At 46.5% G+C, this 19,123-nt stretch carries 14 protein-coding genes; 5 read left to right on the forward strand and 9 right to left on the reverse strand.

The annotated features are described in order from the left end of the window. Nucleotides 1-142: 142 nt before the first annotated feature. Entirely contained in the window at nucleotides 143-3,904 is a 3,762-nt protein-coding gene (locus KYK27_RS04520; RefSeq protein ID WP_199108805.1) for a S8 family serine peptidase, read from the forward strand. Nucleotides 3,905-4,081: 177 nt separating this feature from the next. Here the strand turns inward: KYK27_RS04520 and KYK27_RS04525 are convergent, their stop codons facing one another. From KYK27_RS04525 to KYK27_RS04545, 5 genes are all read right to left on the reverse strand, one after another. Then, the gene (locus KYK27_RS04525; RefSeq protein ID WP_199108806.1) at nucleotides 4,082-6,631 is read right to left on the reverse strand and encodes a DUF5916 domain-containing protein; all 2,550 of its coding nucleotides are present in this window, start codon (nucleotides 6,629-6,631) and stop codon (nucleotides 4,082-4,084) included. A 309-nt stretch (nucleotides 6,632-6,940) separates the two neighbouring features. After that, entirely contained in the window at nucleotides 6,941-7,318 is a 378-nt protein-coding gene (locus tag KYK27_RS04530) for a co-chaperone GroES family protein (protein WP_199108807.1), read from the reverse strand. Between the two features lie 14 nt (nucleotides 7,319-7,332). Continuing rightward, a complete protein-coding gene (locus KYK27_RS04535; protein ID WP_199108808.1) occupies nucleotides 7,333-7,863 on the reverse strand; it encodes a hypothetical protein in 531 nt (176 codons plus the stop codon). Nucleotides 7,864-7,939: 76 nt separating this feature from the next. After that, a complete protein-coding gene (locus tag KYK27_RS04540) occupies nucleotides 7,940-9,142 on the reverse strand; it encodes a homogentisate 1,2-dioxygenase (protein WP_199108809.1) in 1,203 nt (400 codons plus the stop codon). 74 nt (nucleotides 9,143-9,216) lie between these two features. Beyond that, nucleotides 9,217-10,869 carry a S41 family peptidase gene (locus KYK27_RS04545; protein ID WP_199109229.1) on the reverse strand — a complete coding sequence of 551 codons (1,653 nt, stop codon included), beginning with the start codon at nucleotides 10,867-10,869 and terminating at the stop codon, nucleotides 9,217-9,219. Nucleotides 10,870-11,224: 355 nt separating this feature from the next. Here KYK27_RS04545 and ruvX point away from each other — a divergent pair, with 355 nt between their 5' ends. Both ruvX and def read left to right on the forward strand, forming a co-directional pair. After that, on the forward strand, nucleotides 11,225-11,644 hold the full coding sequence (gene ruvX, locus KYK27_RS04550) for a Holliday junction resolvase RuvX (RefSeq protein WP_199108810.1): 420 nt from the start codon (nucleotides 11,225-11,227) through the stop codon (nucleotides 11,642-11,644). Beyond that, nucleotides 11,641-12,210: a peptide deformylase gene (def, locus tag KYK27_RS04555; protein ID WP_199108811.1), complete on the forward strand. Its 570-nt coding sequence runs from the start codon at nucleotides 11,641-11,643 to the stop codon at nucleotides 12,208-12,210. The genes ruvX and def overlap by 4 nt, the downstream gene beginning before the upstream one ends. Before the next feature lie 182 nt (nucleotides 12,211-12,392). On the opposite strand, the gene KYK27_RS04560 is transcribed toward def, so the two are convergent. From KYK27_RS04560 to KYK27_RS04570, 3 genes are all read right to left on the reverse strand, one after another. Then, a complete protein-coding gene (locus KYK27_RS04560; RefSeq protein WP_199108812.1) occupies nucleotides 12,393-12,755 on the reverse strand; it encodes a DUF4180 domain-containing protein in 363 nt (120 codons plus the stop codon). Between the two features lie 114 nt (nucleotides 12,756-12,869). After that, the gene (locus KYK27_RS04565) at nucleotides 12,870-14,267 is read right to left on the reverse strand and encodes a hypothetical protein (RefSeq protein ID WP_199108813.1); all 1,398 of its coding nucleotides are present in this window, start codon (nucleotides 14,265-14,267) and stop codon (nucleotides 12,870-12,872) included. Between the two features lie 149 nt (nucleotides 14,268-14,416). Then, a complete protein-coding gene (locus tag KYK27_RS04570; protein ID WP_233150246.1) occupies nucleotides 14,417-15,499 on the reverse strand; it encodes an FUSC family protein in 1,083 nt (360 codons plus the stop codon). A gap of 204 nt (nucleotides 15,500-15,703) precedes the next feature. On the opposite strand from KYK27_RS04570, the gene KYK27_RS04575 reads away from it, so the two are divergent. Then, nucleotides 15,704-16,675, forward strand: coding sequence for a zinc dependent phospholipase C family protein (locus tag KYK27_RS04575; protein WP_370583614.1), 972 nt, complete (start codon nucleotides 15,704-15,706; stop codon nucleotides 16,673-16,675). A 711-nt stretch (nucleotides 16,676-17,386) separates the two neighbouring features. On the opposite strand, the gene KYK27_RS04580 is transcribed toward KYK27_RS04575, so the two are convergent. Beyond that, a complete protein-coding gene (locus KYK27_RS04580) occupies nucleotides 17,387-17,524 on the reverse strand; it encodes a hypothetical protein (protein WP_219337351.1) in 138 nt (45 codons plus the stop codon). On the opposite strand from KYK27_RS04580, the gene KYK27_RS04585 reads away from it, so the two are divergent. Further along, the gene (locus tag KYK27_RS04585; RefSeq protein ID WP_199109232.1) at nucleotides 17,523-19,097 is read left to right on the forward strand and encodes a serine hydrolase; all 1,575 of its coding nucleotides are present in this window, start codon (nucleotides 17,523-17,525) and stop codon (nucleotides 19,095-19,097) included. The genes KYK27_RS04580 and KYK27_RS04585 overlap by 2 nt on opposite strands. The last annotated feature ends 26 nt before the right edge of the window (nucleotides 19,098-19,123 follow it).

Genomic DNA, 19,123 nt, shown 5'->3' on the forward strand with positions numbered 1-19,123 from the left:
CCGGTGCTTTTTTATTTGCCCCTCTCCTATAACCATTGTTATAAACCGTTTAAAAAAATTATATCTTAGCAGGAACAACTTTGGCTTTCTATAGCTTAAGTAGTAACTGAAGCAACTATATGACTATTACTTTTACCCGTTTATGAGAAGATTAAGCCTCTGGCTCGCAGTCATTTCCCTGGCTACGACCACTTCGGCACTTGCCCAACAAACAGAAGTACGCACAAATCTGAAAAAGCTGGACAAGATTGCAACCGCAGCAGCAAAAGATTACAAAGCGAACAGAGCCAAAGCGCTTAAAATAGCGAAAGCACAAGGTTGGGTTATTGAGAAAGCTTATCCGGATGGTAGCCGCATTTCTTTGCAGGGCCTTGACTCGCAGGGAATGCCTATTTATTACATTACCTATAACAACGCCCGGGCAGCTGCTACTGTTGGCACCGACCAGCTCTGGGCAGGTGGGTCATTGGGCCTTACACTAAGCGGCTCCGGAAGTGCTGTGGCGAATAAACTTGGCCTCTGGGATGGTGGCAAGGTCCGCGAAACACACCAGGAGCTTACAGGTCGTGTAGACCAAAAAGATAAACCTTCGGATATAGATGACCATGCCACACACGTGGCCGGAACCATGATTGCTTCGGGCGTGAACAAGCTGGCAAAAGGGATGGCTTTTGGCAACAAAATGCTGGCTGCCTACGATTTTAACAGCGATGTTTCTGAAATGGCAACCGCCGCAAAAGATTTGCTGATCTCTAACCACTCGTATGGTTCTATTACCGGATGGCGCTATAATTCCGACAGAAAAGGGACCGCCACAGACCCTTACTGGGAATGGTGGGGCAACACCGCCATCAGTGCTACCGAAGACTATAGGTTCGGTTTTTATGACAACAGCACTGCTAAATGGGACCAGATAGCTTTTGAAGCACCGTATTATCTTATAGTTAAGTCGTCGGGTAATAACCGCAACGAAAACGGCCCTGCGCTTGGTCAGCCATACTTCCAAAGATCCAGTAGCGGCGCTTTTAACCTCGTAACTTCACGCAGCGAGGGGCTTAGCAGCAACGATGGCTACGATATAATCTCGACGTATGGCAATGCCAAAAATATACTCACAGTTGGCGCTGTAAACCCGATCGCAAACGGGTACATTCAATCTTCAGATGTGCAGATCTCAGATTTCAGTAGCTGGGGGCCGACCGATGATGGCCGTATTAAGCCGGATATTGTAGGAAATGGCGTAAATGTAATGTCTTCAGTGGGAACAAGCAATACGGCTTATGCGCAGTATAGCGGTACATCAATGGCGTCGCCGAACGTGGCAGGGTCGTTACTTTTATTGCAGGAACACTATTCTAACGTAATGGGCGGCAGTGTTATGCGTGCAGCCACCCTTAAAGGGCTTGTGATTCATACCGCCAACGAAGCAGGCAACGCGCCTGGCCCTGATTATATTTATGGCTGGGGATTGCTGAACATGACACGTGCCGCAACGGTTATCACAGCTGCAAAAGCTTCTCCTAACCCGAAGCACCTGCTGGCAGAGCGTCTGTTGCAGAACAATGAAGTTTATAGTTTTGATGTGGTAGCCTCAGGCGAAGGTCCGCTTATAGTTACCATCTCCTGGACAGACCCGGAAGCATCGCCGGTAGTATCTAACCTTGTTAACAACAGAACACCACGCCTGGTAAACGACCTGGACCTGCTCATACTTCGCAACGGAACATACTACCGGCCATGGACCATGGACCCGGCAAATCCTGCAGCTGCAGCTACACCCGGCGATAACAAACTCGATAACGTAGAGCAGGTATTTATAGCGAATGCTGTGCCCGGCGAAACATACAAAATCTATGTTCGTCATAAAGGCGCACTTGCAAAAGGCCTGCAGGCGTATTCTATGGTTGCCAGTGGCATTGGCGGTACCACTTACTGTACCTCTGCTCCCACCTCAGACCAGGGAGCCCGCATCGAAAGCGTAACGATAGATGGCACAAAAATATCGCCTACACGCGCGCCTGGCTGCACTACCTACAGCAACTTTACCGAATCACTGTTTACGCTGGAAAGCGGCCAGACCAGAACGATAGCTATAACCCCAGGCACCTGCACCACAAATGCCAGCAAAATAGCGAAGGTATTCATAGACTGGAACGGGAACGGTAGCTTCGCAGATGCTGACGAGCAGGTTGCAGTATCGGGAGTAATAACAGATAACACAACTATAACTGCCGCGCTTAAAACGCCAGCATCAGCTAGAACAGGCAGCAAAGTACGTATGCGTATTGTGTTATCTGAAACTACCGATGCGGCCAGTGTAAGCCCATGCGGCGCTTACGCAAATGGCGAAACCCAGGACTATGTAGTACAGCTTAGCAAACCCGCAAAAGACATTGAAGCTATACTGGTAAGCACAGCCGGGCAGGCCATATGCGCCAGCCCGGAACAAGCTATCGTGGTAAAGATCCGTAACAATGGTGCCCTACCAATAAGTGACATACCGGTAACTGTAAAAGTGCGCAAAAACGGTAAAGAGATCTCTCAGCTTACTACCGTTTATAAAGGAACTATAAATCCTTTGCGCGAAGCTGAGCTGACACTTACTTCTTTTGCTACCGAAGCCGGTGCTACTTATGAACTGGAGGCAGTAACTACCTTACAGGATGACGCACAGGCTGCAAACAATACAATAAGTGCCAGCTTTACGGTTCCGAATCCTGAACCTGCGCCGGAGGCTTCTGTTTTCCGTTGCGGCGATACGCCCAATTACTCGTTAACAGGCTCCGGAAACGGCACTATTTACTGGTATACTTCTGCTACCGATACGCAACCTGTAGCCGCCGGAAACCAGTTACAGTTACCGAAGCAAAGTATAGGCACTAAAATGTTTGCTGCTCTTAATGATTTCAGCGCGACCGTGGGTTACAGGAAAAAATCTGACCTGCCGCTGGGTGGTTATAACCAGTTTACTCCGGATGTAACCGTTAAGGCGTACGCCCCGATGATGCTGGAAAGTGCCAGGTTATATATTGGTCATAGTGGTAAGATCACCTTTACGGTTTATAACCAGAATAACGTGCAGGTGTCTGAAAAAACACTGGAAGTAACAGCAACCAGAACGAACCCGGCACCGGGAGTACAAGCTAACGACCCGATGGACCAGGGACAGGTATATTACCTGGGCTTAATGCTGCCAGAAGCCGGCGACTATAGAATTGCCATTTCTTACGGCGAGGATGCTACGATCTATAGAAACAACCAGGCAAACGTACCTTACCCGCTGGGTATACCAAATGTGTTCCTGATAACCGGAAACACTGCAGGTACCGATACCAATACCTATTTCTATTACTTCTACGACCTAAAAGTGAAAGCCCTGGGTTGTAAGAGCGAGCGCAAAGAGGTAACGGTTAAAGGTACAGAGCCACTTGCGCAGCCGGTAGTTTCCCGCGAAGGTCTGAAGTTGCGCTCCAGTGCAGCAGAAGGTAACCAGTGGTTCCTGAACGGAATAGCTATAGTTGGAGCTACTGCCCAGGAGTTCTCTCCTCAGGAGAGTGGAGAATACACCGTAGAAATTCAGAAAGACGGCTGCGTATCGGACAGATCTCAGCTGTATCGCTTCTCTTATAAGCCGGAAAAAGCTGCGTTAGGAAAAGAGTTTGTAGTATCGCCTAATCCAAGCAAAGGCATGTTTACAATTGAAGGTGAACTCGCGCTGGATGATGTGGTAACCTTTACCGTTTATGATATGCTGGGTAACACCATGCGCAAAGGAAGCATAGACAACTATAACGGCCAGTATGAAGCCCAGGTAGACCTCACTTCTGCTGCATCGGGCATGTACCTGCTGCGCATTCAGAAGAACGACGAGATTATTGTAAAACGAATAGTAGTGCAGCATTAAGCTAAACTATAACCCAACAAAAAAGGCTCTGACTAATCAGAGCCTTTTTTGTTTAAAGCGGTTTCGTTTTCAAAATATGTTAGCAGATAACTATAGCATAAAGCGTTACCAACTATAGTTTCGAGGTTGGAAGGCGATCTCAATTCAGCCAACTGTATTCTGCCTGCTGGTTTTAAATTACAATCTGCCTTTCCCGAATTTGTTTTTCAGGGTCAGGTAATCGATGTAGTACAGTACTTTTACAGACAGCATATTAGATTGCGGTGAGCTGAACGTATGGTTTACGTTATCAAAATAGCGCGATTTCAGTGTATGCACTTCTTCCCGGAAGGCATCTTTCCAGACAATTGCTAACTCACTACCAGGTGCAAACCACCATGAATACACCATATCCAGGTTAAAGTAATTGGCATTCAGGTCATGGTTTGCATTGTAATGTGCCGGATTATAGTCAGTTTCGGCAATTTTGCCATCTTTATTCAAGATGAAATAGTCTCTATAGTTTACTTTGTACCAGTTATGGCGGGCCACCAGCGACAAAGACATACGGTTGTTAAAGGTATATTCCACCTGCAAGCTGTTCGATATTTCATCTACAGCCCGCAATCCGAATACAATACTATCTCCCTTAATCTCCTGCAGTGTAAATTTATTCTTCTCGCCCCTCAGGTTTTTAGCGAATCCGATATCGTTGTGGCGATACCCGTTGTTAAACCTGTAAACCAATAAGAGCTTAGTACCTGCCCTGAAGCGCGGAGACACTTGGTAACTGAAGTTATTTCTGTTTCCGCGATCATCAAATTTGCGGTAATCCATACTTACATCCAGCGCAAACTTTTTGCTATAGTTGGTAGATACATAACCACCAACGCTATAGTTTACCGGATATTCGTAGTACCAGCCTGCTGCACGTGCCTCAAAAAAGTCGTAAGTTTTAACAGGCTCCAGGTTTGCGTATAGTCCGACAGCTGTAAAGTTTTTAAGGGTGGCATTCAGGTTCGAGAAGATCACAAAATTCTGGAAAGTATCAGGCTTATACCTGCGCGCATAGATTGCACCAATATTGGTGTACATGTTCAGAAACTTCCAGAAAGGCTGGTAAATGTTATAGTTAAAATTTACCGTTTCCTCCATACTGTTATTAGAGAACAGAATGCCCAGGTCGTTAGGGTTGTAGGTATCAGACTCAACGGAGTGGTTAAAGTTATAGGTAAACTTACCGCTTGTTTTGCCTGCTCCTACACTATAGGTATAGCCCAGTTTGGTATCGTTGGTAAAATATTGCTGACTCAGGGCGGCTCTGCCATCTACTGCGTATTTGTTATCCTTAGTGTTTAGCCTGAAAAGGAATGCTGTTAAGTTGGCATCGTAGGTGCTGCCCTGGCGCATTACGTTGGTGTTTACAAGGGTAACATAGGAGTTGTTTTTGAGTGTCTGGTCCAGTACTGCTACATTATAGTTGGTAAGCGGCTGCACTTCACGCTCAAACTCAGCACCTGTTAGTGTATCTCGGAGCGTGGCATAGGCCCTGCCAATTACAGCATTAAACACACCCACACCAAGCCCTGACTTTGTACGGCCCGAGATCTTGGTACCGTTGATCATTTTGGTTTCAATGGGATTTTCAGCAACTATAACATGCTCCGGCAGGTCATCATCGGCCTTGCCGAAGTTTACAGGAAAGCCACCTACCCTGCGCGAGTAAAAGAATCCACCTTTGTTAAAGAGTTCTGTACCTTCTAAAAAGAAAGGCCTGTTCTCGTTATACTGTATCTCAAATGGCGAAAGATTAAGTACCTGGTTATCGGACTGTACCTGGCTAAAATCAGGCACCAGCGTCATGTCGAGAGTAAACGCATCGCTGATACCATACTTCAGGTCCATGCCGCCACTAAACTTAACCTCCTCTTTATACTCTGTGCGGTCGGAGCCGCTGGCCCCGCTCGGAAAACGCTCTGCTGTGGCAGAAACATATGGCGTAAACGACAGGCGCACCGGTGGTGTAATACTCTTAATACCTTTCAGCAAACCCCATTGGTTCACGAAACCATCTTTTGCCGGATCAACGTGGCTCCAGAAATAACCCTGACGCGTAGACTGGCGGTTGCGCATAAAGTTAAGGCCCCACAACTGCTCTGGCCGCTCACTGAAACGGATGGCCGAATACGGAATTTTGACCTCTACAAACCAAGTGTTGCCTTCTATAGTTGCATTGCTCTCCCATACAGCATTCCAGCTGAAATCTTCGCCAATCGAAGAGTAACGGGCATCAAGCTGCACACCGGCAGGTGTTACAAAAAAGCCGTAGCCGTTTATCTCATCGTTATAAGTATCCAGGAAAACACCAAAGAAGTCAGAATTACCTGTATCGTCGCGGCCACTCAGGTTATCGAAAATGCTGTCGCGTGAAGCATCCTGAACTACGGCACCAATGTAAAGGGCAGCATCATCATACAGTATCTTTACCTGGGTAGGGTATCTTTCCTTCGGGCCCGGGTTCGGCCTGTTCTGAATAAAATCGGTAGCGATCTGGGCCTGCTGCCATTCAGGCTCGTCCAATACCCCGTCAATCTTAGGTGTTGATGTTACCCGCAGTGCGTTCAGCTCTTTTTTTGCAGGTACAGACTGTGTTTTTTTGGTTGTCTGCCCCATTGCATGCAGGCCTGGTAAGCATAACAAGCTGCAACAGAAAGCCTGCAACATAAATGCCTGTAAATGTTTTTTCATAGTGAGTTTGCGCGTTCAATTTAAAGTAAGGTACAAATGTATGACATTGCCTGATGCCGCATGTAAGCTTAATGAGATAAAGATGCAACAAACTCACAAATAGTTGCTTGAGCTAAGCCTAAACTATAAAATAAAAAGCCACGCATGGCTGCGTGGCTTTTAGAGAGGAGTAGTTTCAGGGCTGCTGTATCCCCTTCTGTTATTCTGTTAAGCAACCTGGTGAAGGAGAGGTTTAGCCTTTACTATTAACCCAAAAGATCCTTTCAGGATGACAAAATGGTTATCAAGCAGCTATATGGCTACTGTAAACTATAGATCTTCTTCGCGCACCAGCATCAGTACTGCCGACTGCGGAACTATAAAATATTTCTCGCCGATGTAGTTTATTTCAATGGCATCGCGTTGCAGGTAAATGGCCAGGTCGCCTTCTTTTGCCTGTAACGGTATATAGCGCACATCTTCTTTGTCTTCGTCCCAGTCTTCTTCTTCAAAACTATAGTCGGCGGGAATCGGGTAGCCGGGACCTACGCGCATAATGTAGCCCTCCTGCACTTTTTCTTTTTCCTGCACACCGGGTGGCAGGTACAAACCGCTTTTGGTTTGCTCTTTAGATGATTTTGGTTTGATAAGAACCCTGTCACCTACTATAATGATCTTCTCCAGTTTATTCTTCTCAGATATTCTCATGGATAGTGTATGCATTAAATAGGATCTGCGGTTACTTTAAAGCGCATCGCTGCGTTAACGTTAACATCTTTAACCACAGTATTGCGCAGCTTGGCAGCAGTACGTAATGTGTAGCTGTCTTTTTTAATGTACTCATCCAGTTTGGCATTAGTCAGTTTCATATCCAGCGTTTTCACATCCTTTGGCACTTCTTCCAGGTAGGCAATGCGCACTTCATCCAGTCCGTCAGCTTTTATAAAGATCTCTATAGTTTCCAGGAAATCGAAATCAGCGCTTTTTGCAGTATCAGCTATACTTAGAGTGAGTTTGTTAAGAGTTACATCTTTTACCAATTCGGCCCGGGTCCTGTTATTCTTAAAAGTCTCTTCGGAGTTAGTAGGCACTGTAATCGGGGCAAATGCTACCAGGCCAATCGGGAAGTTAGACTCTACAACTATAGTTTCTTCTTCGTTAATATAAAAGGTAAGCAGGTCGTCGATTGTATCGCAGGATGCGGTTGCAGCCAAAACAAAAAGCAGCATAACTGCAGCAAATAACTTTTTCATGGGAAAGGGTAAACGTAAAAAACTGGCCGGAGCAACTATAGTTTGATGGCTGCTCCGGCTATTAGAATAATATTTATTAGTCCATCATATCAGCCGGGCGCGGACCATTGGTGTCGTGGTGTTCGCTCCAGCTCATCGGGTAATTCTTGTCCATCAGGTTTACGGCATATTCGGTCAGATGCAGCGGTTTAAAGGTGTCGATCATCACAGCATATTCGTGCGTTTCCTTTTTGCCGATGCTTGCCTCTACCGTGCCCGGGTGCGGACCATGCGGAATACCGCCCGGGTGTACTGTAAATGACGCCCTGTCTACGCCTTTTCGGCTCATAAAATCACCTTCCACGTAGTACAGCACCTCATCAGAGTCTACGTTAGAGTGGTTGTATGGCGCCGGTATAGCCAGTGGATGGTAATCGAACAGCCTTGGCACAAACGAGCAGATCACGAAGTTATGTGCCTCGAAGGTCTGGTGCACGGGAGGCGGCTGGTGGACGCGGCCGGTTATCGGTTCAAAATCATAGATCGAGAACGCATACGGGAAGAAATACCCATCCCAACCTACAGCATCAAACGGACTGAATTCATAGTAATACTGGTGCAGATAACCTTCTTTTTTGATCTGTACACGGTATTCGCCTTTCTCGGTTTCGGTAATGAGCTCTACCGGTGGGCGCATGTCGCGCTCACAGAACGGCGAGTGCTCCAGCAACTGGCCGAAGTGGTTACGGTAACGGCGCGGCGTTTCTACAGGGCTGTGACTTTCAATGATCAGCAGCCTTGTCTTACCTTCATCGAACCTGAATTTATGGATAACTGTGCGCGGAATTACCAGGTAATCGCCGGGCTTGAACGGGATGCGGCCCATCTGGGTAAGCAAATCGCCGCTGCCATCGTGTACAAAAACTACTTCGTCGCTGGCTGCATTTTTATAGTAGTAGTTCATTTCGTGCTCGCTCGGGTTGCAGATGCTGATATCCACATCGTTGTTGAGCAGCACGGTTTTGCGCGCATCCAGGTAATCGGTTCCGGTCGTTTCGATCTGCAGCGTGCGCAGGTGGTGCGGCGCCAGTTTTATACCTTCGGCCACTTTTGGTTTAAAGGGCACAGGCTCCTCTATGCGGCTTATTTTGGTGGGAGGATTTATATGGTACAGCAACGACGAAACGCCACTGAAACCCAGCGTGCCCACCAGCTGCTCGGCATACAAACTGCCATCCGGCTGCCGGAACTGTGTGTGTCTTTTTGGAGGGATCTCTCCCAGTTTATAATAAAATGGCATGCGCTATAGCTTTATTTAAGGTATAACTTATAGTTGAGAGCTCTACAAATGTACAAATATCTGAGACAGTGCTTTTACACTCCGCCTTTTGCCAGTTTCTGTGCCCGCCCAAACTGCTTCAGCGCAGCCTGAAAATCTTCATCTGCTTCGTGCAGCACCGGGAAGAAACCAGCGTTACCATACACACTGCGTGCAATAAAGGCCTTCAGGTTGTTTCTTATCAGGCTTTTAGAACGGTTAAACTGCTCGGCATTATACTCTACTTCGCTTTTGCCTGCCAGCTTCACCATGTCCTGCAGCATTTTATCTGTTACATCAAAAGACTTTTTGTACTGCGCAAAGCTCATTTTCTCCAGTTGTTTCTGGTTGTTTTTGTAGTAGGCCAGGGCATATTCGCGCATTACGTTTTTGTTGTATAGCTGGCTCAGGTACTCCGAGAACGCTGTAGTATCGCGCGGCACGAACACATCCGGCATAATACCGCCACCGCCATATACTATACGACCTTTCGAGGTTTTATACTTCAGCGAATCTACAAACAAACTGCTGTCCGGGTGAAAGTACTCGCCGCTCTCCAGTCGGTGCAACATGTCTTTAGCATACTCTTCAGTACCATTTTTATATGATTTCTGGATAGAGCGCCCGCTTGGCGTATAGTACCTGGATATAGTTAAGCGCAGCTCAGAACCATCATTCAGCGGGATCGGCATTTGCACCAGTCCTTTCCCAAACGAACGGCGGCCAACTATAAGCCCGCGGTCATTGTCCTGTATAGCGCCGGCCACAATTTCTGAGGCAGATGCACTGCCTTCATCAAGCAGGATGATTAAAGGCCCGTTTTCAAAATCGCCCTTGGTACGTGCAAAGCTTTTAGAGTCGTATCGGGTGCCTTTGCCATCGGTGTAAACCAGTAGTTTGTTGCCAGCCAGAAACTCGTCGGCCATACGGGTAGCATGGTCCATGTAGCCACCGGGGTTGCCGCGCAGGTCAAGTATCAGCTGGTTCATACCTTTCTTTTTAAGACCGGTGAGTGCCTCCTTAAACTCCTCAAAAGTATTAGCTGAGAAACGACTCACTTTGATGTAACCGGTCTTATCACCTACCATGTAGCTCACATCCACCGACACAGTAGGAATCTTATCGCGCTGAATGGTAAATGGCAGCAGTTTTGTATTACTGCCGCGCATAACGCTAATGTTAACTTTAGAACCTTTTTTGCCGCGCAGGCGCTTAAACACACCTTCGTTGGTAATGCCCGTCCCGGCTACTGTCTCGCCATCTACTTTTATAATCTTGTCTCCAGCCAGCAGACCAGCTGCTTCTGACGGGCCTCCGCTCAGAGGCGTGATCACATAAACGGTATCTTTAAAAATATTGAACTCCACTCCTATACCTTCAAAATCGCCTTCGAGGTACGAGCGGGCCATAGCCATATCTTTCGCCGGAATATAGGAGGTGTGCGGGTCCAGCTTCTCCAGCATTTCGGTTATGGCGTGGTCTGTCAGCGCTTCTATATCCACTGTGTCCACGTAGTCGCGGTCTATGTAGCTTAGTATGTCACGGAACTTGAGGTAGCTTTTGGCAGTATCCTGCGGGTTGGTAGTGGATGGCGAAAAAGTGTTTGCCCCAATAAGTACGCCTGCTGCCAGAGCCAGCGCAATAAATAGCGGCAGTTTTATCTGAATAGGCGAATTGCGGATATCTTTCCTTTCTTCGCTGTGCTCCATTTTACTCATAGTTCTTTGTGTGTCTGTGTAGTATCCGCTCAACAACTAAGCCACAATACCAATTACTCTTAAATATACGGAAGGGCTACTTATCTATACAAATACAAATTTAACAGGGTTGCGTTTTACCGCACTACTACAGCCAGTGTTATAGTTTAAGAGTTATAGAGTTTGTGAGTTTTGGAGTGAATTAAGTTTGGAAGTTAGAAGGTTAAAAAGTTAGAAAGTCAGGAGTCAAGGTTTATAGGTGAACACTTCAATCTTAAACAATACAGCAATTCAACAATTAAACCTCCAAACAATCAACAATTAACAATCAGCATAAATACTTACCTTTGTGGTGCAAAAGCAAACTATGGGCAGGATACTGGCAATTGATTACGGAACAAAACGCGTTGGCATAGCCGCTACGGATGTGCTGCAAATAGCTGCCAACCCGCTGGATACGGTACACTCCAAAGATGCGCTGGCTTACCTGAAAGCCTATGTGCAACGCGAACCCGTAGAGGCTATAGTTATAGGCATGCCGCGCCGCCTTTCCGGCGAAGATTCGGATGCAACGCAGCATGTTGTCGGGTTTATGCGTATTCTTCAGAAAGAGTTTCCGGCTATACCGGTACATACCATAGACGAGCGTTTTACATCTAAAATGGCACAGGCGGCTATGCTGGCCGGCGGCCTTAAAAAGAAAGACCGCCAGGACAAAGGCACTGTAGACCGTGTGAGTGCAGCCATCATTTTACAATCGTATTTAGAGAGCAAAAACATATTATGATTTACCCTATTGTAGCCTACGGCGACCCTGTACTTAAAACAGAAGCAGACGATCTACCAAAGGATTTCCCGAACCTGAAAGAACTGGTAGACGACATGTATACCACTATGTACCATGCGCATGGCGTTGGCCTGGCAGCACCGCAGATCGGTAAAGCCATCCGCCTGTTCGTGATAGATTCGGAGCCGATGATGGACGATAAAGACGAAGGAAAAGGTGTAAAAAAAGCCTTTATTAACGCTGAGATACTGGAAGAATCCGGTGACGAGTGGGGTTTTGAAGAAGGCTGTTTAAGTATACCTGGCGTGCGCGAAACTGTTTACCGCCCGGAGCGCATTGTTATCCGTTACTTTGATGAGGAATGGAATGAGCACACCGATACCTATGATGGCATGACTGCCCGTGTTATACAGCACGAGTACGACCACATCGAAGGCATTCTGTTCACAGACCACCTGAACGGCCTGAAAAAGCGCCTGATTAAAAATAAGCTGACCAAAATATCCAAAGGCGAAGTAGACGCAGACTATAAAATGAAGTTCCCGGCTGCTGATAAGCGCCGCTAAACTATAGTTTAGTAACATGAAAACGGCCTGCTATAGTTTTATAGCAGGCCGTTTTAAGTTTTGGATTAACGTGTTTGTATATGCCTGTGCAAGAAGCAGCCAAACCTTTACTATCGTGTTAGCGGGTAATTAGCTGTTCAGTCTCCATCATAGCAACTATAAGAGCATTCCATTTTACCCGTTCATTTAATAGACAGTACTTTGATAGCTTCTGACAGGGAAGAAACAAAGTTGATTTGTTTGCCTTTGTTACTTTCAGAAATGAAGTCTTGGATACTCTTGCGGTTATATTTTGAGAAGTCGCCAACTATAGCCAAACGAACACGATAATTGGAGAACTTTTGTAATATTTCGCCTGCAATCCCGTTTTTCAGGTCGAAAAAATCAGGTGTAATGTTCCTTTCGTGAATTATAATTTTATCAAAATCCTGATAGTAAATGCTTACCAATAAGTCTACTCCATCCTTAATGTTAGTTACTACCACATCTACCGAAATCACTTCGGCAATTTTTGTGTCGTTTATAGTATGGGTTTCTATTTTCACTTTGTCTCTTTTATTGCAAAGGGGTCTTGTAGCAATATCTGCTAACGATTCATGTATTGCGTCAGCCCCGCTTTTGGCAATTCCCTGTTGTGCGTTCGTGCTCTAATGTGTTTATTACTTTTCTTCAATATTTCCCTTTGCCCCTTTTGCATCCAATCCTGACCTGTCGGTAATGTTCCCCTGGTCAATTTGTACAGCGATGCCTTGTTTGGAGACTGCTGCGATATTGGTTAATGGCGTTTGCCCGTCTGCAGTAACCGCTACCGCAACTGAATTTTTCCCGTTAGCTTCCACTGCTCCTTTAATGTCCAGTTGGTGAACAATGCCGCCTTCCACACTGAAAGAATGCACCCCGTCGCCATGCGTTTTAATGCCGCCAGCTATAGTTAATTGCTTGATTTCACCTCCGGGTTTAACACTAACACCGTCAGCAGGAAGCTCCATAATAACGCCTTTTACCAGCGTTTGCCCCTTGGAGCCGCTTGTAACAATTCCGTTTTTTACAGTGATGCTGCCTACTGGCTTACTTACCTGCATGCCAATAGAGCCGTTGCCGTGCGTAACCAGGGAATGAAAAGTTGCTTTATTAACCGTTCCGTCATACTGGTTAAAGCCGCGTGCCCCTAAGCCAAAAGTTTCGATCTTGTCTTTTGCCTCAAATTCATTTACAGTACCAAAATTCACAAAACCAATTCCACTTGGGCCATAAGATGTGATAGGCTTCTCTGCTGTCCATTTTTTCACTTCACCCCACGTATCCAGTACCATATCGTTCACGCCGTAGGTAGTAACTGTACCCATGTGCGTTATGTTTTTTACCCTGGTGCCATTTACAATAAACACACCAGCAGTAATCATATCGGGCTGGCCATAGGGCAACATGCCGTTCGAATAAATATCTCCCGTTGTGATAGTATCCGCAACTACCCAACCGCCTTTATCGCCAAAGCCGCAAACAAACAGCCCTGAACCAATAACGCCCCCCCCTTTGCGCCCCAAACGGATGTTGGTTAAAGTAGCATTGATGACACTCTCTGTATTGCTGTTGAAGTTGTAAACCGTAAACGCACCCTGATACACATTTACCCCATATTTCTGTGGCTGCTCCGAATACCGGCGGGCATCGCAGGCCACTACATCAATGTTGTCGGCAATAAGATTGGTTTTGTCTGTTCCAGCCCTGGTTAAGATCTGAACCTGCCCGGTAATGGTAAGATTTTTTAAGGTCAGTGTTCCCAGGTCGGCCTGGCTGCTGAGTAACCAGATGGCCCGGTTGTTTGGATTGGTCTGAATGGTAAGATCAGCAACTTCGTTATCAGCCGTGAGCCCGATACCGTCGCCATTGCTGAAACTTAAGATACATGTGTCTTTGTCGGCGCCCGTAATGCTAAACCCCGGGGGCAGGGTAATGGCATAAGGACAGAGAACAGAGGTCTGCAGTTCCAGCGTTGCCGGTTTGGCATTCGTCAGCGCTGCCATCAGTTCTATCAGGGAATTTATTTGTGTTTTCATAGTTTATGCTTTTGTGGTAGGTTACTTATGTGTGACGTACAACTAGTATATAAACGGAACTCTATTAGGCTTATCTATCGAAACCAACAAATAAACCGAACAACCACTTTCTAACTATAGCAGTCTATAGTTTAAACGATAGTATCGCCTTACTTCCGCTTTGCAAGAGAGATTCTTGTTTTACGGATATGTCTTGTCGCCAGGAACTGAAGCCTTTCGTTGAAGAGTATCCAGCCGCCTATAGCGCCAATTACGCTGCCGGTTAAAATATCGAAGAAACGAGCCGTGATCAGCTCACTTGGGTTTATAGTTAAAGCGGTTCCGGTCTCTGCCAGAAAAATGGTGAGCACAGTGATGAAAACAACCGCAATGCCATAGTTGCGCACTACCAAAAACTCTACAATTATCTGCAGCAGGATTATACTCAAACAGATGGCGAGCATAGAGGGGGTTAGCAACAGAATGAACCATGTTAATACGAGTCCTACAAATGTGCCCAGCACCCGTTGCGCACTGCGTTGCCAGATATGTGTCGCGCTGATTCCCTGCATTACAGCGGCACACGAGGTAGGCACCCAGTAAGGTGTATCCAGTTTCATTAAATGGGCAATGAGCAACGAGATACCCACAAAAAACCCGAACGTAAGCGACTCTAAAAAATTGACATACTGGTTTTTGGTAACTTTTATAACTTCATCAGCAGCATTGGTCTTTCTTAAAACTACCAAACTATAAACCAACCCAAGCAGGCACGAGATCATGGTTCCGATACCTATCAGCCCTATCTTATGTGGCACTGTTTCGAGGTTGTGCGGCAGGGAGATGGCTACCGACGCGATCATGATAAAAAAGAAGTTACCCGGCGGGCGCACCATTTTAAGGTAATAAAGCACCAGGTGTACTGTAAAAGCATACAGGCCCAGCACTATAGATGCCACTACCGGGTTAAAACCGAACAAAGCTCCCACCGCATACGACACCATGATACCAAAAGAGCTCGCCATCAGCACGATCATACGGCGGGCAATACTCTGGGATTGTATGTACAGGATAACGAGCGCGGCCATCGAAACCAGTTTACCATCCTGCAGGTTATCCGTAAAGTAACCCGCCAATACCGGAATGCCCACACAAATACCAGCCAGTACCGGCAAGTGCCATTTCCGGTCTGTTTCTCTGAATTCGAAAAGTTGCTTTAACATGTGCGGCATACCTGTATAACGTAACCTCATTATCTAACTGGTTTCAAAGGTATAGGTTAAGCTGATTACCTGTTTTGTTTAAGATCACAAATTAAATATCAGCGCCAACTATACTGCAAATTGTAGAGTCAAACCTGAGCTTCTAATCATAGTTCTATAATACATCAATAGCTTTCCGGGGAGGTGTAAATCGGTTTCAAATCAACTTGCAAGTTTGTTCCGTACATGGCAGTTATGGCCCGGACTATAAAAACTATACTTGTGTTGTTTGCGTTGCTGATGCCTTTGCATAGCTATAGTTGGGGCTTTTATGCGCACCAGCGCATTAACCGACTGGCTGTGTTTGCGCTGCCTCCCGAAATGGTCGGGTTCTATAAAAAGCACATCCGTTACATTACCGAGAATGCCGTTAACCCCGACAAGCGCCGTTATGCGGTAGAAGGCGAAGCCCCTCGCCACTACATAGACCTGGACATGTACGGCGACAGCGCCCTGTATAAACTGCCCCGTTACTGGCAACCGGCCGTAGAGCAATTTACCGAAGACACCCTGATGGCATATGGCATTGTGCCCTGGCACATCAACTTTATGAAGTACCAGCTCACGCAGGCTTTTAAAGAACGAAATTTAGATAAGATTCTGAGGGTTTCGTCTGATTTGGGCCATTATATTGCCGACGCCTGCGTGCCCCTACACACTACCAGTAACTATAACGGTCAACTTACCGGCCAGCGCGGCATACATGCTTTATGGGAATCGCGGTTGCCGGAGCTGTTCTCAGATAACTATGACTTTTTTGTAGGCCCGGCTCAGTACATCACCAACTCGCAGCTCAAAGCCTGGGACCTGGTAGCAAGCGCCAACATTGCGCTGGATTCTGTACTTCATTTCGAACGGCAGCTAACTATAGAGTTTGATGAAGAGAAGAAATACGGATTCGAACTGCGCAATAACCTGACGACCCGTGTGTATTCCCGTGAATTTTCGGAGGCCTACAGCAGAAAACTGAATGGCCAGGTAGAGCGGCAGATGCGTTTAGCAGTGCAAGCCGTCGCCAGCTATTGGTACACAGCATGGGTAGATGCCGGCCAGCCAAGTTTAGGTACACTCGCCACGTCTCTCACTCCCGAAGAACTACACCGCCTGGAAATGGAGAAGAAAGAATACGAAACCGGTCCGCATAAGGCTAGAGAGGAAGGGAATTAGGTGGTTTTGTCTGAATCAGGATTTCAGGATTGGGCTGTACTGCTGGCGCGAGTCTCCAGACTCGAGACTTTCTATGGTGTTGAGTCTCTCCTGAAACAACTGGCCCGATAGGGACAGAGATAAGTAGTGGTTTGGGCTATAGTTCTATAGTTGACATTTTACCTCACCCCAGCCCTCTCCTAAAAACAGGAGAGGGAGTTAACCCACCCCTGCCCCTCCCAAGAGGGGAATTTCTGCCATAGCTATAGTTTAATTAGTAGTTCTATAGTTGACATTAATAACACCCCTGCCTCCTTCGAAGGGGGACTTTTCAACCACTGCCTTCCATCCGTCATTTCGACGAAAGGAGAAATCTGAATTAGCTATAGTTACAGACCCATGATCAGGACAGGTTTACCTGGCCCTTTGAAACTATAACCACGATAAAGCTATGCAACTATAGAATCTGCTTAAACTATAGCTTTTACTATCGAACTGATCTCAGTCTTTGGGTTGAGCGCCTCGAGAGGTTCCGGTGCCGACAGGCATGGCGACGTTAGGAGCCAAGGAAGCGAAAGCAGCGCGATGCCCGAAGACGGGGCCTCCCGGCCGTGAGGGCACCAAAGTCAACTATGACAACTATTGGTGAGTAGAGCTCCCAGGATTGAAAGTGGTTTGAAAGGAAGGCTTGGTTCGGATGGTATAGTAGCAAACTATAGCACTATAGATTTTCTAACTATAATCTGAGATAGATTTCTCTACGTTCGAAATGACAAAAGAGAAACTATAAAACCCAGATTTCTGCCGATGCCCAAACGACACAAAAGCAAAAATCCCTATCTTGCTGCACCTTAAAACATTCTTCTTCATGAACATAAACTATACTTCCCGCATCAGCTATACATGGCTGTGCCTTGTTTTTTGCCTCTTGCTGCAGCCCGCTTTTGCTCAGAAAGCCAACACGGCATCCACTATAACCAAGCTCGATGCCTACTATCAGAAAGCTTTAAAAGACTGGGATGTGCCTGGCATGGCTATCGCAATCGTAAAAGACGACTCTGTGATCTTTGCCAAAGGTTATGGTGTGCTTAACAACAAAACCGGCGGTCAGGTAGATGCCAACACTATTTTTGGAATTGCATCCAACACGAAAGCCTATACTTCGGCTGCACTTGCCACGCTGGTAGATGCCGGTAAAATAAAATGGACGGATAAAGTGAACCAGTACATCCCTTACCTGAAGATGTATAACCCTTACGTTACCGAAAACCTAACGATAGAAGATCTGCTGAGCCACCGCGCCGGATTAAAAACATTTAGTGGCGATCTGCTTTGGTACAACACCAACTATAGCCGCGAAGAGATCATCCGAAGAATGCAGTACCTGGAGCCTGCTTATGGTTTCCGGGATGGCTATGGCTACTCTAACCTGATGTTTATTACTGCCGGCCAAGTGATTGAAAATGTAACCGGCAAAACCTGGGAAAACTATATCAAGGAAACCTTCTTCCAACCACTGGGCATGAACCGTTCTTATACTTCGGTAAACGAGTTGAAGGGTGTGCAGAACGTGGCATCGCCTCATGGTTTTGATGCTGCAGAAAAGCCTGTAGCCACCACATTAAATGCCTGGGACAACTGGAACCCAGCTGCCGGTATTTTTACGAGCGTAAATCAACAAGCCCAGTGGATGCGCCTGCAATTAAACCGCGGCACCTACAAAGGCAAGAAGATCTTTTCTGAGAATGCCAGCCGCCATATGTGGCAGGCTCATAATCCGATACCAGTATCGAAAGGAGCTGAAGAGTTTACGCCATCCACACACTTTAATGCTACAGGGTTAGGCTGGTTTGTAAGTGATTACGAAGGTCGTAAAATGGTTTACCATGGCGGTGGCCACGAAGGTATGAACAGCCGTACAGTACTTGCCCCGGAAGAAAACCTGGGTATCGTGATCCTGACCAACAGCATGAGCAGCATTATGACACCCTTGGCCAACTATACCTTAGACCAGTTCTTTGGTGTGCAGAACGGCCGCGACTGGAGCCAGTTTTTATTGGATATGACAGCCAAAGCTAAAAAAGAACAGGCCGAAGCAGCAGCAAAGGCCCCTAAAGAAAAGAAAAAGAGTAAGAGCAGGCCAACGATGGACCTGAGCGCTTATACCGGGACGTACCATAGCCAACTATATGGTAATGCTACAGTTACTTTAAAAAATGGCAAACTGGATTTGCAACTGGAACCGGCACAAACTTTAGGTGGCACCTTAAACTACTGGCAGCACGATATTTTTGACCTTGACTGGAAAAACGATTTCGCCCTGTTAACACCAACACGCGTGCGCTTCCTGGTAGGCGAAGACGGAACCATAAGTCAGATGCGCCTGGACTCCGACAACCCTGACTTCCATTTTGATGAGCTTAAATTTGAGCGTGTAAAATAGACTCAGACCAAGGCAACTTTAAATAC

Origin of the sequence: Pontibacter populi, from assembly GCF_019336435.1 — a bacterium.
Taxonomy (GTDB): Bacteria; Bacteroidota; Bacteroidia; order Cytophagales; family Hymenobacteraceae; genus Pontibacter; species Pontibacter humidus.

What these genes read in the sequence shown, in the direction of transcription:
- KYK27_RS04535 (WP_199108808.1), bottom strand. Translation starts at nt 7,863, where the DNA reads ATGAAAAAGTTATTTGCTGCAGTTATGCTGCTTTTTGTTTTGGCTGCA.
- KYK27_RS04585 (WP_199109232.1), top strand. Translation starts at nt 17,523, where the DNA reads ATGAACATAAACTATACTTCCCGCATCAGCTATACATGGCTGTGCCTT.
- def (WP_199108811.1), top strand. Translation starts at nt 11,641, where the DNA reads ATGATTTACCCTATTGTAGCCTACGGCGACCCTGTACTTAAAACAGAA.
- KYK27_RS04545 (WP_199109229.1), bottom strand. Translation starts at nt 10,869, where the DNA reads ATGGAGCACAGCGAAGAAAGGAAAGATATCCGCAATTCGCCTATTCAG.
- KYK27_RS04525 (WP_199108806.1), bottom strand. Translation starts at nt 6,631, where the DNA reads ATGAAAAAACATTTACAGGCATTTATGTTGCAGGCTTTCTGTTGCAGC.
- KYK27_RS04570 (WP_233150246.1), bottom strand. Translation starts at nt 15,499, where the DNA reads ATGAGGTTACGTTATACAGGTATGCCGCACATGTTAAAGCAACTTTTC.
- KYK27_RS04530 (WP_199108807.1), bottom strand. Translation starts at nt 7,318, where the DNA reads ATGAGAATATCTGAGAAGAATAAACTGGAGAAGATCATTATAGTAGGT.
- ruvX (WP_199108810.1), top strand. Translation starts at nt 11,225, where the DNA reads ATGGGCAGGATACTGGCAATTGATTACGGAACAAAACGCGTTGGCATA.
- KYK27_RS04580 (WP_219337351.1), bottom strand. Translation starts at nt 17,524, where the DNA reads ATGAAGAAGAATGTTTTAAGGTGCAGCAAGATAGGGATTTTTGCTTTT.
- KYK27_RS04540 (WP_199108809.1), bottom strand. Translation starts at nt 9,142, where the DNA reads ATGCCATTTTATTATAAACTGGGAGAGATCCCTCCAAAAAGACACACA.
- KYK27_RS04575 (WP_370583614.1), top strand. Translation starts at nt 15,704, where the DNA reads ATGGCCCGGACTATAAAAACTATACTTGTGTTGTTTGCGTTGCTGATG.
- KYK27_RS04565 (WP_199108813.1), bottom strand. Translation starts at nt 14,267, where the DNA reads ATGAAAACACAAATAAATTCCCTGATAGAACTGATGGCAGCGCTGACG.
- KYK27_RS04520 (WP_199108805.1), top strand. Translation starts at nt 143, where the DNA reads ATGAGAAGATTAAGCCTCTGGCTCGCAGTCATTTCCCTGGCTACGACC.